This is a genomic window from Mycobacterium shinjukuense (assembly GCF_010730055.1).
In the GTDB taxonomy this organism is placed as follows: domain Bacteria; phylum Actinomycetota; class Actinomycetes; order Mycobacteriales; family Mycobacteriaceae; genus Mycobacterium; species Mycobacterium shinjukuense.
Genome location: NZ_AP022575.1, coordinates 3,188,808 through 3,203,829, shown reverse-complemented (window position 1 = coordinate 3,203,829; position 15,022 = coordinate 3,188,808). Strand labels below are relative to the sequence as shown.

13 protein-coding genes and 1 pseudogene are annotated in these 15,022 nt (G+C 69.3%); 11 read left to right on the top strand and 3 right to left on the bottom strand.

The features are described from left to right. Window positions 1–5: 5 nt before the first annotated feature. The 7 genes from G6N20_RS14495 to G6N20_RS14460 all read left to right on the top strand — a co-directional run bounded on the left by G6N20_RS14495 (window position 6) and on the right by G6N20_RS14460 (window position 6,386). Window positions 6–290: a glutaredoxin family protein gene (locus tag G6N20_RS14495; protein WP_083046657.1), complete on the top strand. Its 285-nt coding sequence runs from the start codon at window positions 6–8 to the stop codon at window positions 288–290. Between the two features lie 74 nt (window positions 291–364). Next, window positions 365–1,792, top strand: a complete 1,428-nt coding sequence (locus G6N20_RS14490; RefSeq protein WP_083046658.1) for a glutamyl-tRNA reductase — start codon at window positions 365–367, stop codon at window positions 1,790–1,792. A 13-nt stretch (window positions 1,793–1,805) separates the two neighbouring features. Then, entirely contained in the window at window positions 1,806–2,756 is a 951-nt protein-coding gene (gene hemC, locus G6N20_RS14485; RefSeq protein ID WP_083046659.1) for a hydroxymethylbilane synthase, read from the top strand. 34 nt (window positions 2,757–2,790) lie between these two features. Next, a complete protein-coding gene (locus tag G6N20_RS14480) occupies window positions 2,791–4,482 on the top strand; it encodes a bifunctional uroporphyrinogen-III C-methyltransferase/uroporphyrinogen-III synthase (protein ID WP_142271908.1) in 1,692 nt (563 codons plus the stop codon). A gap of 113 nt (window positions 4,483–4,595) precedes the next feature. Beyond that, entirely contained in the window at window positions 4,596–5,576 is a 981-nt protein-coding gene (gene hemB / locus G6N20_RS14470; RefSeq protein ID WP_083046661.1) for a porphobilinogen synthase, read from the top strand. A 37-nt stretch (window positions 5,577–5,613) separates the two neighbouring features. Beyond that, the gene (locus G6N20_RS14465) at window positions 5,614–6,153 is read left to right on the top strand and encodes a DUF3093 domain-containing protein (RefSeq protein ID WP_083046662.1); all 540 of its coding nucleotides are present in this window, start codon (window positions 5,614–5,616) and stop codon (window positions 6,151–6,153) included. Beyond that, on the top strand, window positions 6,150–6,386 hold the full coding sequence (locus G6N20_RS14460; RefSeq protein ID WP_083046695.1) for a hypothetical protein: 237 nt from the start codon (window positions 6,150–6,152) through the stop codon (window positions 6,384–6,386). The genes G6N20_RS14465 and G6N20_RS14460 overlap by 4 nt, the downstream gene beginning before the upstream one ends. Here G6N20_RS14460 and G6N20_RS14455 read toward each other — a convergent pair. Next, window positions 6,383–6,838 carry an STAS domain-containing protein gene (locus tag G6N20_RS14455; protein ID WP_083046663.1) on the bottom strand — a complete coding sequence of 152 codons (456 nt, stop codon included), beginning with the start codon at window positions 6,836–6,838 and terminating at the stop codon, window positions 6,383–6,385. The two genes, G6N20_RS14460 and G6N20_RS14455, sit on opposite strands and share 4 nt — an antisense overlap. A gap of 317 nt (window positions 6,839–7,155) precedes the next feature. On the opposite strand from G6N20_RS14455, the gene G6N20_RS14450 reads away from it, so the two are divergent. Continuing rightward, window positions 7,156–8,406 (top strand): acyltransferase family protein, encoded by a 1,251-nt coding sequence (locus G6N20_RS14450; protein ID WP_083046664.1) that lies wholly within the window; start codon window positions 7,156–7,158, stop codon window positions 8,404–8,406. A gap of 474 nt (window positions 8,407–8,880) precedes the next feature. Here the strand turns inward: G6N20_RS14450 and G6N20_RS14445 are convergent, their stop codons facing one another. Then, a complete protein-coding gene (locus G6N20_RS14445) occupies window positions 8,881–9,750 on the bottom strand; it encodes an alpha/beta hydrolase (RefSeq protein ID WP_083046696.1) in 870 nt (289 codons plus the stop codon). Between the two features lie 181 nt (window positions 9,751–9,931). Here G6N20_RS14445 and G6N20_RS20680 point away from each other — a divergent pair, with 181 nt between their 5' ends. After that, window positions 9,932–10,150, top strand: a complete 219-nt coding sequence (locus G6N20_RS20680; RefSeq protein ID WP_083046666.1) for a hypothetical protein — start codon at window positions 9,932–9,934, stop codon at window positions 10,148–10,150. Between the two features lie 1,528 nt (window positions 10,151–11,678). After that, window positions 11,679–13,052 (top strand): amino acid permease, encoded by a 1,374-nt coding sequence (locus G6N20_RS14435; RefSeq protein WP_083046667.1) that lies wholly within the window; start codon window positions 11,679–11,681, stop codon window positions 13,050–13,052. On the opposite strand, the gene G6N20_RS14430 is transcribed toward G6N20_RS14435, so the two are convergent. Continuing rightward, window positions 13,049–13,441, bottom strand: a complete 393-nt coding sequence (locus G6N20_RS14430; RefSeq protein ID WP_083046668.1) for a nitroreductase family deazaflavin-dependent oxidoreductase — start codon at window positions 13,439–13,441, stop codon at window positions 13,049–13,051. The genes G6N20_RS14435 and G6N20_RS14430 overlap by 4 nt on opposite strands. Before the next feature lie 119 nt (window positions 13,442–13,560). On the opposite strand from G6N20_RS14430, the pseudogene G6N20_RS14425 reads away from it, so the two are divergent. Further along, window positions 13,561–14,997, top strand: a pseudogene (locus G6N20_RS14425) (PPE family protein); the annotation flags it as partial. Window positions 14,998–15,022: the final 25 nt, after the last annotated feature.

Here is a 15,022-nt window from a genome sequence, read left to right as displayed (position 1 = left end):
CACTGATGGGCATGGGTCAGCCTGCACGCCGGCGGGTGGAGCTGTTGACTCGCGACGGGTGCACCATCTGCGCGCGAGTGCACGGCCGGCTGTCCGAACTGGCCGGCGAGCTGGGCTTCGATCTGGCCACCACCGACGTCGACGCCGCGGCCTCGGCCGGCAACCCTCGCTTGCGGGCCGAGTTCGGAGATCGGCTGCCGGTGATCTTGCTGGACGGTCGCGAGCACAGTTATTGGCAGGTCGATGAGGCCCGGCTGCGTGCTGACCTGGCACGTACCGATATTTGGTAGCCCAGCTGACGAGCGTCTACCGTAGACAGCAGTTCACTTTCTGAAAGCAAGGGAGCGGGCCAGGTGATGCTGCCGTGAGCATCCTGCTCTTCGGGGTTTCGCACCGCAGTGCGCCGGTATCCGTCCTGGAACAACTCAGCATCGACGAATCCGATCAGATCAAGATCATCGACCGGGTGCTGCAATCGCCGCTGATCACCGAGGCGATGGTGCTGTCGACCTGCAATCGGGTCGAGGTCTACGCCGTGGTGGACGCGTTCCACGGCGGGCTGGCGGTGATCGGGCAGGTGCTGTCCGAACATTCCGGGATGGCGATGGGCGAACTGACCAAATACGCGTACGTGCGCTACAGCGAGGCCGCCGTCGAGCACCTGTTCGCCGTCGCCAGCGGGCTGGATTCGGCGGTGATCGGCGAACAGCAGGTGCTTGGCCAGGTGCGCCGCGCCTATGCCACCGCTGAGGCCAACCGCACCGTCGGCCGGGTGCTGCACGAGTTGGCCCAGCGGGCGCTGTCGGTCGGAAAGCGGGTGCACTCCGAAACCGGCATCGACGCCGCGGGTGCCTCGGTGGTGTCGGTCGCCCTGGGACTGGCCGAACGCACGTTGGGTGGGCTGGCGGGCAAGACCGCCGTGGTGGTCGGCGCCGGAGCCATGGGTGCGTTGTCGGCGTCCCACCTGACCCGTGCCGGCATCGGGCACGTCCACGTCCTCAACCGATCGTTGCCCCGGGCGCAGCGGCTGGCCCGCAAGGTCCGCGAATGGGGTCGCGAATCCGGCTCCGAATCCGGTGTCGGAGCCGAGGCGCTGACGCTGGATCGCCTGACCACCGCGCTGGCCGCCGCCGACCTGGTGGTCAGCTGCACGGGAGCGGTGCGGCCGGTGGTGTCGCTGGCCGATGTGTACCACGCGCTGGCCGCCGCGCGCCGTGACGAGGCCACCCATCCGCTGGTGATCTGCGACCTGGGCATGCCGCGGGACGTCGATCCGGCGGTGGCCCGGCTGCCCGGTGTCTGGGTCGTCGATGTGGATCGGGTGCAACACGAACCATCGGCCCACGCCGCGGCGTCCGACGTCGAAGCCGCCCGTCACATCGTCGCGGCCGAGGTGGCCGCATACCTGGTGGGGCAGCGGATGGCCGAGGTCACCCCCACGGTAACGGCGCTGCGCCAGCGCGCCGCCGAAGTGGTCGAGGCGGAGCTGCTGCGCCTGGACAACCGGTTGCCCGGGCTGGCAAGCGCCGAGCGCGACGAGGTGGCCCGGACCGTGCGCCGGGTGGTGGACAAGCTGCTGCACGCCCCCACCGTGCGGATCAAGCAGCTCGCCAGTGCCCCCGGAGGGGACAGTTACGCCGAGGCGCTGCGAGAGCTTTTCGAACTGGACCAGACCGCGGTGGACGCCGTCGCAACCGCGGGTGAATTGCCTGTGGTAGCAAGCGGATTCGAGGGTGCACGGCGCCACGGCGTCGGCGATGTGCACGGTAACCGAAAGAAACCCGCCGGGTAGCTGATTGGTCCACGTGATCCGGATAGGCACCCGGGGCAGCCTGCTGGCCACCACCCAGGCGGCAACCGTCAGAGACGCTCTCATCGCTCATGGCCATCCCGCGCGGTTGGTGACCGTCAGCACCGCCGGCGACCGGTCGTCGGCGCCCATCGCCAGCCTGGGCGTGGGTGCGTTCACGACCGCGTTGCGGGAGGCCATCGAGGACGGCCGCGTCGATGCGGCCGTGCACTCGCACAAGGATCTGCCTACCGCCGCCGACCCGCGGTTCACGGTGGCGGCCATACCCCCCCGCAACGACCCCCGCGACGCGGTGGTGGCCCGCGACGGCTTGGTGCTGGCCCAACTGCCGGCCGGCGCGCTGGTGGGGACATCCTCGCCGCGGCGGGCCGCACAGCTTAGGGCATTGGGTCTCGGTTTGGAAATCCGCCCCCTACGAGGCAACCTAGATACCAGGTTGAACAGGGTAAGCAGTGGTGAACTTGACGCCGTCGTGGTGGCCCGGGCGGGCCTGGCCCGGCTGGGCCGCCTCGACGCCGTCACCGAGACGCTCGAGCCGACACAGATGTTGCCGGCACCGGCTCAAGGCGCGCTCGCGATCGAGTGCCGCGCCGAGGACAGTCGGCTGGTGGCAGTGCTAGCCGAGTTGGACGACGCGGACACCCGCGCGGCGGTCACCGCGGAGCGCGCCCTGCTCGCCGAACTGGAGGCCGGTTGCTCCGCACCGGTGGGCGCGCTCGCCGAGGTGGTCGAGTCCATCGATGAGGAAGGGCGGGTCTTCGAAGAGCTGTCGCTGCGGGGCTGCGTGGCGGCGGTCGACGGATCCGAGGTGATCCGTGCGTCCGGTATCGGCGCTCCCGGTCGGGCACGCGAGCTGGGGCTCTCGGTTGCCGCGGAGCTGTTCGAACGGGGCGCTCGGGAGCTGATGTGGGGAGCGCGGCAGACCCCGCGCGAGGAAGTTGAGTGAGGACGTGGGAGCGACAATGACTCGCCAACCGACCATGCGAGTGCGCAAGCCGAGGCCGGGCCGCATCACGTTCGTGGGTTCCGGTCCGGGCGACCCGGGACTGCTGACCACGCGGGCGGCGACCGTGTTGGCGAACGCGGCCCTGGTGTTCATCGACCCGTGCGTGCCCGAGCCGGTGTTGGCGCTGATCGGCAAGGATTTGCCGCCGGTGTCCGGCCCGGCGCCGGCCGCTCCGGGCTCCGGGAACGCCGATGGGGCCATCGAAGGCGACGACCGCGGCCAGCACCCCCCGGCCGTGGTGTCCGGCGGCCCCGATATCCGGCCGGCACTGGGGGATCCCGTCGAGGTCGCCAAGATGCTGACCACCGAAGCCCGCGCGGGGGCCGACGTGGTGCGGCTGGTGTCCGGTGATCCGCTGACCGTGGACGCCGTTATCGCCGAGGTCAACGCCGTCGCACGCACCCACCTGCACATCGAGATCGTGCCCGGCCTGGCCCCCAGCAACGCGGTCCCGACGTATGCGGGGCTGCCGCTGGGCTCGTCGCACACGGTCGCCGACGTGCGTATCGACCCCGAAAACACCGATTGGGAGGCGCTGGCCGCCGCACCCGGGCCGCTGATCCTGCAGGCCAGCGCGGCGCAACTGGCCGATGCCGCCCGCACCCTGATCGACCACCAGCTCGCCGAGACCACCCCGTGCGTGGTGACCGCGCACGGCACCACCTGCCAGCAACGCTCGCTCGAGACCACGTTGCAGGGCTTGACCGACCCGGCGGTGCTGGGCGGCGCCGACGCCAGGCTGTCCCCCGCGAACGGGGGAGAGCCGTTCACCGGACCGCTGGTGGTGACCATCGGCAAGACGGTGACCAACCGGGCCAAGCTGAACTGGTGGGAGAGCCGGGCGCTCTACGGCTGGACCGTGTTGGTGCCGCGCACCAAGGATCAAGCCGGCGAGATGAGTGAGCGGTTGACGGCATACGGAGCGCTGCCGGTGGAGGTGCCGACCATCGCCGTGGAACCGCCGCGCAGCCCCGCGCAGATGGAACGCGCGGTCAAGGGCCTGGTTGATGGCCGATTCCAGTGGGTGGTGTTCACCTCCACCAACGCGGTGCGCGCGGTGTGGGAGAAGTTCGGTGAGTTCGGTCTGGATGCTCGCGCGTTCTCCGGTGTGAAGATCGCCTGTGTCGGCGAGTCGACGGCCGACCGGGTCCGCGCCTTCGGAATCAGCCCCGAGCTGGTGCCGTCCGGGGAGCAGTCGTCGATCGGCCTGCTGGACGAATTCCCGCCTTACGACAGCGTTTTCGACCCCGTGAACCGGGTTTTGCTGCCGCGCGCCGACATCGCCACCGAGACGTTGGCCGAGGGCCTGCGCGAGCGTGGTTGGGAGATCGAGGACGTTACCGCCTATCGGACGGTGCGGGCCGCCCCGCCGCCGGCGGCCACTCGGGAAATGATCAAAACGGGTGGCTTCGACGCGGTGTGCTTCACCTCCAGCTCGACGGTGCGAAACCTGGTCGGCATTGCCGGCAAGCCGCACGCGCGGACCATCATCGCCTGCATCGGCCCCAAGACCGCCGAGACCGCCGCCGAGTTTGGGCTTCGGGTGGACGTCCAGCCGGAGACGGCCGCGGTGGGCCCGCTGGTGGACGCGCTGGCCGAGCACGCCGCCCGGCTGCGTGCCGAGGGCGCGCTGCCCCCGCCCCGCAAGAAGAGCCGCAGGCGCTAGTGGCGATCGCAAGCGCGGCGGAGCCGGGCGCGGCGGGTCGCCACGAGTTGGGCCCGGTGGCGATCGCAAGCGCGGCGGAGCCGGGCGCGGCGGGTCGCCACTCCTCTGGTGTAGTGAGCTTTCCCCGGCAGCGTCCTCGCCGGCTCCGCGCAACCCCCGCTTTGCGCCGCTTGGTGGCGCAAACAACGGTGGAGCCCAGGCATCTGGTGCTGCCGATGTTCGTCGCCGACGGTATCGGCGAGCCGCGGCCGATCGCCTCCATGCCGGGGGTGGTCCAGCACACCCGGGATTCGTTGCGCGCCGCGGCCGCCGACGCCGTCGCCGCCGGCGTGGGCGGGCTGATGCTGTTCGGCGTGCCCCGCGACGAGGACAAGGACCCTGCCGGTTCGGCCGGAACCGACCGCGACGGCATCCTCAACGTGGCGCTTCGGGACCTGGCCAAGGACCTCGGCGAGGCCACGGTGTTGATGGCCGACACCTGCCTGGACGAGTTCACCGACCACGGGCACTGCGGTGTCCTCGACGACCGGGGCCGGGTCGACAATGACGCCACCGTGGCCCGCTACGTGGAATTAGCTGTGGCGCAAGCGGATTCGGGCGCTCATGTGGTGGCGCCGAGCGGGATGATGGACGGCCAGGTGGGTGCGATCCGCGACGGCCTGGACGCCGCCGGGCACACCGACGTGGTGATCCTGGGGTATGCCGCCAAGTTCGCCTCGGCGTTCTACGGCCCGTTCCGCGAGGCGGTGAGCTCCAGCCTGTCCGGCGATCGGCGAACCTATCAGCAGGATCCGGGCAACTCGCGGGAGGCGCTGCGCGAGGTCGAACTGGACCTCGACGAGGGCGCCGACATGGTGATGGTCAAGCCCGCGTTGGGTTACCTGGATGTGGTGGCGGCTGCGGCGCGGGTCTCGCCGGTGCCGGTCGCCGCCTATCAAGTCTCGGGGGAGTACGCGATGATCCGCGCGGCCGCCGCCAACAACTGGATCGACGAGCGGGCCGCCGTGCTGGAGACGTTGACCAGCATCCGGCGCGCCGGGGCCGATATCGTGCTCACCTACTGGGCCGTCGATGCGGCGGGCTGGCTTTCATGACGGGCCTGGCGAGTAACAATCACTGGGTGAGGCAGCAATGACCGCAGCGAGGGACGCCAAACCCAAGCCGTTGTTCTACGAACCCGGCGCCAGCTGGTATTGGTTGCTGGCCGGCCCGTTCTCGGCGGCGTCGCTGATCTTCATCCAAAAGTCCAGCGGCGCAACGATTTCGCTGACGACACCGGTGATTTTCCTGGTGTTGGTGACGGCGTTCGTGGCGGTTCAGGTGAAGGCTGCGCGGATCCACACCTCGGTGGAGTTGACCGAGGAATCCCTGCGCCAGGGCACCGAGACCATCCTGGTGTCCGAGATCGTCAAAGTGTTTCCGGAACCGGAGAATTCGGTGGCGTCCGGCAAGCCGCTGGCCAAGTGGCAGTCGGCGCGGGCGCTTGGCGAACTGGTCGGGGTGCCACGCGGTCGGGTGGGCATCGGCCTCAGGCTCAGCGGGGGCCGCACCGCGCAGGCCTGGGCGCGTCGTCACCGTCACCTTCGGGCGGCGCTGACCCCGCTGGTGGAGGAGCGGGTGGGGCCGTACGTCCCCGATGCGCACGACGACGACCCCGAGTGGCCGCTGTGATCGCCCGGCACCGGGCCCTGCTGGAGCTCGGCCTGGCCGGTGCCGCGTCGGTGGGTACCGTCGTGAGCTGGGTGCACACCCGCGCAACGGTCGCCGTCGCGCCGGTCGCCGATGGCCAGCCGGTCACCACGTCGGTGGTGTATCACCCGCAGCAGCTGGTGCTGACCCTGGTGTTGGCGACGGTGGCCGGCGTGCTTGTGGTGGTCGGGTTGGCCAGGCTGCGGCGTTTCTAGGCCATTTTCCGCAGCAGCGGCAACACCAGCTGACGGCGCCTGCCGATGGCTTCGGCCAGGTTGCGAAGCGCTTCGTGCACCGAGCGCGCTATCGGGAACGCGGCCTCGTCGTGGTCGGGCTCGCAGCCATCGCCCAACAGCTCGAGGATCGCCGGGTTTGGCACCAAGGTCCATTCCAGCCCGGCGGCCCGGCAGTCCGCGTCGAGGGCGCACAACAGCGAGAGACCGGCCACGTCAAAGCGGCTGAGGTCGGTCAGGTCGAGCACCACAGGGCTGTTCCCGAGGATGAACCGCCGAACGTGCTCGCTGACCTGATCGACGTTGACGGCGTCGATCTCGCCTCGGATGGTCACCACGGTGGCCAGGTGACGACAGTGGGCCCGAATCTGAGCGCCACCGCAGTCGACGGTGCCGTTGACGCGCGACGGCGAGGTGGTGATCGCGATGGTCATGCGCGGCCTCATTCTCGATGGCGGTGTGGCGTTACGCGGTCCGGCTCAGCGTCGACCCAGCCCTCTACAACGCTGCCCGCAGAACCTAAGGAGACCGACAGCCGCGTCTAACTCTTTGCTAAGAAGCGAGTTCGCGGGGCCCGCGCGGACCCAGCCGGGCCGCCGGGGCGGATCAGCGCGCCGAGCCGTCAGGACATCGCGGCAGCGCGCTGTTACGCTGCGACGGCTGCCGGTTGCCGGTCGGTGATCGGTGACGCGGCGGGATCACCCGGTCAGCCGACGAGCAGGCGAGCGAACCACCAGACGGAAAGAACGTCGTGCGCAGCGCAGAGATCAAGGCCCTGACCGGGCTTCGCATCGTCGCCGCAGCGTGGGTCGTGTTGTTTCACTTCCGGCCGATGCTGGGCGACGCGGCGCCCGGTGTCCGCGACGCGCTCGCGCCGGTGCTCGCCCGCGGCGCGCAGGGCGTCGACCTGTTCTTCATCCTCAGCGGGTTCGTGCTGACCTGGAACTACCTGGACCGCATGGGGCGGTCGTGGTCGGCGCGCGCCACCTTGCGCTTCCTGTGGTTGCGGCTGGCCAGGGTGTGGCCGGTGTACCTGGTCACCATGCACCTGGCCGCCCTGTGGGTGATCGTCACCCTGCACGTCGGTCACGTACCGTCGCCAGCGGCCGGCCAGCTGACCGCGGCCAGCTATGTACGCCAGATCCTGCTGGTGCAGTTGTGGTTTCAACCGTACTTCGATGGGTCCAGCTGGGACGGGCCGGCCTGGTCGATCAGCGCGGAATGGCTGGCCTACCTGCTGTTCAGTCCGTTAGTGCTGGTCATCTTCCGGATGCAGCGTGCCGCCCGGGCGTGGACCCTGATGGGGCTGGCCTTCGCGGCGTCGTTGCCGCCGGTGGCGCTGTTGGTGGCCAGCGGTTCGTTTTACAGCCCATGGAGCTGGCTGCCGCGAATCGTGACGCAGTTCACCGCGGGCGCGCTGGCGTGCGCCGCCGTGCGCAGGTTGCGGCCGACCGACCGCGCTCGCCGTGTCGCCGGGTACGTTTGCGCGCTGCTTGTCGTGGTCATCGTGAGCACCCTCTACCTGGTCGCCGCTCATCCGCTGCCCGGCGTCCACGACGGCGGCGGGGTGGTCGACGCGCTGTTCGTTCCGCTGGTGATGACGCTGGCGATCGGCGCGGGCGGCCTGCCGAGGCCGCTGTCGACGCGGCCGATGGTGTACGGTGGCCAGATTTCGTTCTGCCTGTACATGGTGCACGAGCTGGTGCATACCGCCTGGGGGTGGACCGTCGAACAATTCCAGCTCACACCGCAGGACCAGCCCTGGAAATGGAACATCGTCGGCCTGCTTGCGATTGCCGTGGGTGGCGCGATCCTGCTGTATCACCTCGTCGAAGAGCCCGCCCGTCGTTGGATGCGCAGGATGGTGGATGGCATGATCGACGATGCGCCGGAAGGGGTTTCGGCCGGCGCGGGGTTAGTGTTGCCGGAGTCGGCGAATCATGCTGTGCCCCAGCAGCTATCGGATGCGGATGCGGTTTCCGCCGGGCAGCACTGCCGTTAAAGTGGCGGTGGCGCGGCGTATTTGGCGCTGTCGATGGCCGGCATTCAGTCTTCTGCGTGCCGTTCGTAGTCCCAGCGTTCCAGACGAGCCTGCAACTGGAGCAGGCCAAGGCCGGCGACCGGTGCGGCCACTGCGACGCAGGCCAGCAGCAGCGGGGTCATCTCAAAACCTCCAAAACTCTTTTATTCGTACCACGTTCGTCGTCGTCATGAGGTTCATTTGGGCCAAATTCATCCGTCCGACTGGGCGCGATCGGCCAGGGCGCCGAGCACCGGAGCCAGCAGCCCGAGATGACGACACTTCCACACCGATGTGGCCACCGCCGGCGCCGGGAATGCCCGCGTGGTAGCGGACGGCCGCCGGCACCGAGACGGCGCGCAAGCCCTCGATGTCCGGGCGGAACGCGCCGCGCGGGATCGGCCGCCTGGGGGAGTGGCTGGTGGTGTCGTGCTGCCGGACGGTCATGCGCGTCGGCTAGGACGCCATCCAGGCGAGCTCGTCGGGTAGCTGCGCGCGCCAGTAGTCCACGTCGTGCCCGCCGGGCGAGAAGCCGCCCGCCGGCGGCCTTTTCAGTTGATTGACGAATTGGCGAGTGGCGAAATAAAAGCGGTCGCCGGTGCCGCAGTCGACGCGCAGCGGGATTTGTGACAGCGCCGGTAGGGCCGACACGCTGTTGCGCACCCAATCGTCGTAGCTGTCGAAGGCCCCGGGTGTGCTGCCGGTAAACGAGGTGAACAGCGCCGGGCTGATCGCGCAGATTCCGGCGGTGCGCGCCGGGCCGAGCCGGGCCCCCAGCAGCAGCGCCCCGTATCCGCCCATCGACCATCCCAAAAACCCCACCCGGGAGGTGTCCATCCCCAGCGACGACAGCATCGGCAACAACTCGTCGAGCACCATGGCGCCGGAGTCCACACCCGAAACCCGGCGGTGCCAGTAGGTGTTGCCGCCGTCCACCCCCACGACCGCCACCGGCGGCTTGCCCTCCTTGACCAGCTGGGCCAGGGCGTCCTCGACGCCGACGTCGAGCATCATGGTGGCGTCGCCGTCCTTACCGTGCAGCGCGATCACCGGACGCAGCATCCGGGTCTGGCCCGGCGGCAGCGCGATCACCCAGTTGGTCTTGATGCCACCGCGTGCCGCCGAGACGAACCAGCCGGTGAGCCTGGTCGGCAGGGCGCTGCCCGCCGCCGGGGGCTCGAAGGGGGCGGGGGCTTGCGGCGGCGCGGCCTGGGGCTGCAGCGGATCCAGCAGGCCGCTCAACGCCCAGGCGCCGGCGGCGCCTGCGCTGGCGCCGGCGGCCACGCGCAGCACCGCACGTCGGGTCAGGTCAACCACGAGCGTCATCATGCCGCGCGGATCGGTTCCGCTCGTCCAGCCACGCCGCGCCTGTGGCCAATCGTGACAGCAAGCGCCGCGGTCGGCGACATGGGCGGCCACCAGAACGACTGGGATCGCCGGTCGCGTCGGCGTCGAGGGCCGACGTTTACGTTGTTGACCAGCCAGCTCCAGCGCCCCGGGGTGGGCATTGAGCACATGGTATCGGTGGGGTGGGGTCGGCGGGGCCGCCGGCGGCAACGGCGGCAACGGCGGCGCCGGCGGGGTGCTGATCGGCAACGGCGGGGACGGCGGGAACGGCGGCGCCGGAGGACCCGGCATGCCCGCCGGCGCCGGTGGGGGCGGCGGCAGCGGCGGCGGCCGCGGGCGGCTGCTGGGCACCCCCGGAGCGCCCGGAACGCCCGGCTGACGCCAGACAGGCCCGTGCACCCCGCCCGTGCGCTGCGCTCGCGCGGGCGTGGCTTGGCAGCGATGCGAATCGCGGCGTGATCCACACAGAAGCCGGGCAATCGAAAATACCGTCCAGATCCACACGGGAGCGCGCGCCGAGCGCACTGAGAGGCGGCTGGGGCGGTTGACGGCGGTCGACCGTATGAACCTGACCGGGTAGTGCAGGTGGCCTTGGCACCCGAGGGCCGGTGCGGAGTCGGCCCCGCACCGCGAGTCGCGTTGTTGCGTTGAGTTGTTGGCTACAGGTGGCCTAGTCGGTGGGTTCGATGGTGACGCAGAATCCGAGTGTTTCGATCTGGTGGGCGAGGCGGCCGGCGTGCGCCGCCGGGCGTTGGAACCGGTCGGCACCGAGATCGCGGTACGGAACGTGGCCGTCGAGAACGTGGCAGGCGGCGACAAGGATCGAGTGCTCAACCGCCTAGCGGGGCCTTGTTATGTCCCGCGTCGTCCTCGCAGGCGCTGGAACTGGGCGCCCAGGCAGGTGCCCCCTTGGAACGCCCCGCGCCTTCGGCGCATCGGGCCAAGGTGGCCGCCGACCGCTGAGAACCCGAGCGAGACCGGCCGGATTTATGGTTGCCGGCAGTTTCGTGGTGTTCCGGGCAAGCGGCCCGCCCGGCTGGCCAGGTGCGCCGAACTGCCGAACCGCGGCATGTCTTACGCCGATTTCAGCGACGGTGCACTCCGCACCGCGCCGCTCAACCCCGGTGATGCTGTCCAGCAGCTTGACCTTATTCAAACCCAACCGCACCGTCACGCGGGGGTCAGTTTCCACGTGCCGTCCACAGCAGCCCCCTGAACGCTTTGGGCGACAGCCACGGTTGTCGCTCAAAGGCGGGCACATCGCATATTCCTGCCGCGCCGAAACGCGTGAGGCGAATGAGACAACAGTGAACGCGCGCCTTGGGCACAGGTCGCCAGCAAGCCGCGGCGCACGGGATCGTGCTGGTTCCGACGCCCGACGAACGTACCTGTCGGCGCGACCACTTAGTGGCGAACGGGGCGATCAGCCGGTCAATCTCGCCCGAATGCTCCTCGATGGCTCGTCGAGAAAGTCCAGCCTGGCAGGATCTTTTCCGAGATAGGCCGATGGTGGGACACGAAGCGGTCTCCCAGCGCCCGACGCAACAGCGGGATCCTGTTGCGCAGCCTGTCGCGGGCAAGCCCGGCAAGAAGCTGCGGGTACGCGTGCCCGAAATCAGCGTGGCGAGCAGGGCATTCGGCCACCGGTATAGATGGTTCGCCGTCTGGTTGGGCTGGTTCGAGGGTAGGCGCTGGAGCGGATGCTGTCGTTCGCGTACCAGCTAGGCGGGCTGGAACCGCTGTTAGAAGACCACGGGGTGCACCTGCCGGTGCGGGCCGCGGTGGCCACCCGCCTGGACTGATCGCCGAGCCGGCAGCGGGCGGCTACCGGTGGTGCCCCGGCAACGGATGTGTTGTGGTAAATAACCATCACATCGTGGCCGGGGCACGCCGGGAGGACCCACGACATGGCCAGCCATGGCACCGCGCAGCTGCGCCCAGGACTGTCGCAGCGGCAGCTGAACATGATCGCCCTCGGCGGTGTCATCGGCGCCGGACTGTTCGTGGGCTCCGGTGTGGTGATCCGCGAGACCGGGCCCGCGGCGTTTCTGACCTACGCGGTGTGCGGTGGGCTGATCATCCTGGTGATGCGGATGCTGGGCGAGATGGCCAACGCGAGGCCGTCGACCGGATCGTTCGCCGATTACGCGGCGCACGCCCTGGGTGGCTGGGCCGGGTTTTCGGTCGGCTGGCTGTATTGGTACTTCTGGGTGATCGTGGTCGGCTTCGAGGCGGTGGCCGGCGCCAAGGTGCTCAACTACTGGCTCGCGGCGCCGTTGTGGTTGCTGGCGCTGTGCCTGATGGTGCTGATGACGGCGACCAACCTGTTCTCGGTGACATCCTTCGGCGAGTTCGAGTTCTGGTTCGCCGGAATCAAAGTCGCCGCCATCGTGATCTTCCTGGGCGTCGGCGCGGCCTTTGTCCTCGGATTGCTGCCGGGCCATGGCATGGATTTCGCCAACCTGCACGCGCACGGCGGGTTCCTCCCGAGGGGGGTCGGGGCCGTCTTCGCCGCCATCGTGGTGGCGATCTTCTCCATGGTCGGCGCCGAGGTCGTCACCATCGCCGCCGCCGAAAGCCGGGACCCGCAACGGGCCATTCGGCGCGCGACCAGGTCGGTGGTTGCGCGCATCGTGATCTTCTTTGTCGGCTCGGTCTTTCTGCTGGTGGTAATCCTGCCGTGGGACTCGGTGGAACTCGGTGCTTCGCCCTACGTTGCCGCGCTCCAGCAGATGGGTCTAGCCGGTGCGGATCAGATCATGAACGTGGTGGTGCTCACCGCCGTGCTGTCGTGTCTGAACTCGGGCCTGTATACCGCGTCGCGGATGCTGTTCGTGCTCGCCGGCAGGCGCGAGGCGCCCGCCCGGCTGGTCAGGGTCAGCCGGCGCGGGATCCCCTCGACGGCCATCCTGTGCTCGTCGGCGGTGGGCTTCGGGTGCGTTCTCATGGCGTGGCTCGCGCCCGGCACGGTGTTTCTCTTCCTGCTCAATTCCTCGGGCGCCGTCATCTTGTTCGTCTACTTGCTGATCGCACTGTCGCAGATCGTGTTGCGCCGCCGGATACCCGCCGAGCGGCTGCGGGTGAAGATGTGGTGCTTTCCCGTGCTGTCCATCGTGACCGTCGCCGGAATCACCGCCGTGCTGGTGCAGATGGCGTTCGACCGGGCCGCGCGGACCCAGCTCTGGCTCAGCCTGTTGTCCTGGGCGGTGGTGCTCGTGCTGTACTTCACGGTCGGTGGCGGGCGGCGACAGCACAGCCGACCCGGATCGCGCGGTCGTTAGGACGTTCGGGTGAACAAGACCGCCTGCTCGAACGGAAGGCGGGCGAACACCCGCCGCCCCCAGGTGACCTGCGACGCCGCTTCGGCCCTGCTGACCACCCGCGGGTCGGCGATGCCGAATGTCTTGCCGTGGCGGCGCATTCGGCCGCCGCCTGCCGCTTTGAGGTTCTTCAGCCAGTCCCGGTCGGGGCCGTAGGTCAACAGGACCGCGACGCCGGGATTGCCGTCGATGGTGGCGGTGAACGCATTCACCGGCGTCCGATACCGCTTTCCGGAGCGCCGCCCGACGTGCTCGATGATGGCGAACGACGGGGCCCACCCGGCCCATAGCCGCTGAACGGGGTTGGTGACGTGGCGGTTGAACCGGGCCAGGCGCTGGGGCAGTCGCATGCTTGCCATCCAACTCGTCGATCGGGGCGAAACTCAAGGCCGCGGCCGTGGGATAGGATTTCCTGGTTGCCCATGCGCCCACCCCACCGGCTGGACGGGCCGCGAAGGGAATTGCGGTGATTGATTTTTCGGTGCTTCCGCCGGAGGTCAACTCGGCGCGGATGTTTTTGGGCGCCGGTACCGGGCCGTTGATGGCGGCCGCGGCGGCCTGGGACGGCTTGGCCGCCGAGTTGGGATCGGCGGCGGCTGCGTTCGCCGCGGTGACCTCCGGGTTGGCCGGTGCGTCCTGGCGGGGTCCGGCCGCGGCGGCGATGACCGGCGCGGCCGCACCTTATCTCGGGTGGTTGACCGTTGCTGGCGGGCACGCGGAGCAGGCGGCCGGGCAGGCCAGGGCGGCGGCGGCGGCGTTTGAGGCCGCACGCGCGGCGATGGTGCATCCGGCGACGGTGGGGGCCAACCGCACCCGACTGGTGTCGCTGGTGCTGTCCAACCTGTTGGGGCAGAACGCGACGGCGATCGCCGCGGCCGAGGCCGCCTACGAGCAAATGTGGGCCCAGGACGTGGCCGCGATGCTGGGCTATCATGCCGGGGTTTCGGCCGTTGCCTCGGCGTTGGCGCCGCTCGCCCAGTCACTGCGGAATTTGCCGGGCCCGCCGGCCCGCCCAGCCGCCGCGGCCGCCGTTGATGCGGGCAACCTCGGGTTCGCCAATACCGGCAGCAACAACCTCGGGTTCGCCAACACCGGTGATGGCAACGTCGGTTTGGCCAACACCGGAAACGGGAACATCGGTATCGGGCTGACCGGCGACAACAGGGTCGGCATCGACCTGCTGAACCTGGGCGGTGGCAATATCGGCTTGTTCAACTCGGGCACCGGAAACGTCGGCTTGTTCAACTCGGGCACCGGCAATGTCGGCATCGCCAACTCGGGCACCGGCAACGTCGGCATCGCCAACTCGGCCGTCGGCAACTGGGGCATCGCCAACACTGGCAGCTACAACACCGGCATCGCCAACGCGGGCAGCTCCAACACGGGCCACTTCAACTCCGGGATCGCCAACACCGGCATCGGCAACTCGGGCAACTACAACACCGGGATGGGCAACTCGGGCAACACCAACACGGGCAGCTTCAACCCGGGCAGCTACAACACCGGCTACCTCAACCGCGGCGACTACAACACCGGCGTCGCCAACTCCGGTGATGTCAACACCGGCGCGTTGATCAGCGGCAGCTTCAGCAACGGCCTCTTCTGGAGGGGCAACTATCAGGGCCTGATCGGCATCGACATCGGGTTCAGCGTCCCCGGCATCGGCCGCATCACGATCATCCACATTCCGCCGAGCCCGGGCTTCTTCAACTCGACCACCAGCCCATCCTCGGGCTTCTTCAACGTCGGTGCCGGCAGCGCGTCGGGGTTCGGCAACGCCGGCGCCAACAATTCGGGCTTCCACAACGTGTCCTTGGGCAGCGTTGGAAACTCCGGCGCCCGAAACTTCGGCGTGCTGATCTCGGGTTGGGCCAACCGGGGCGACACCATCTCCGGCTTCTTCAACTCCGGGCCGCTGCCGTAGCCGGCTT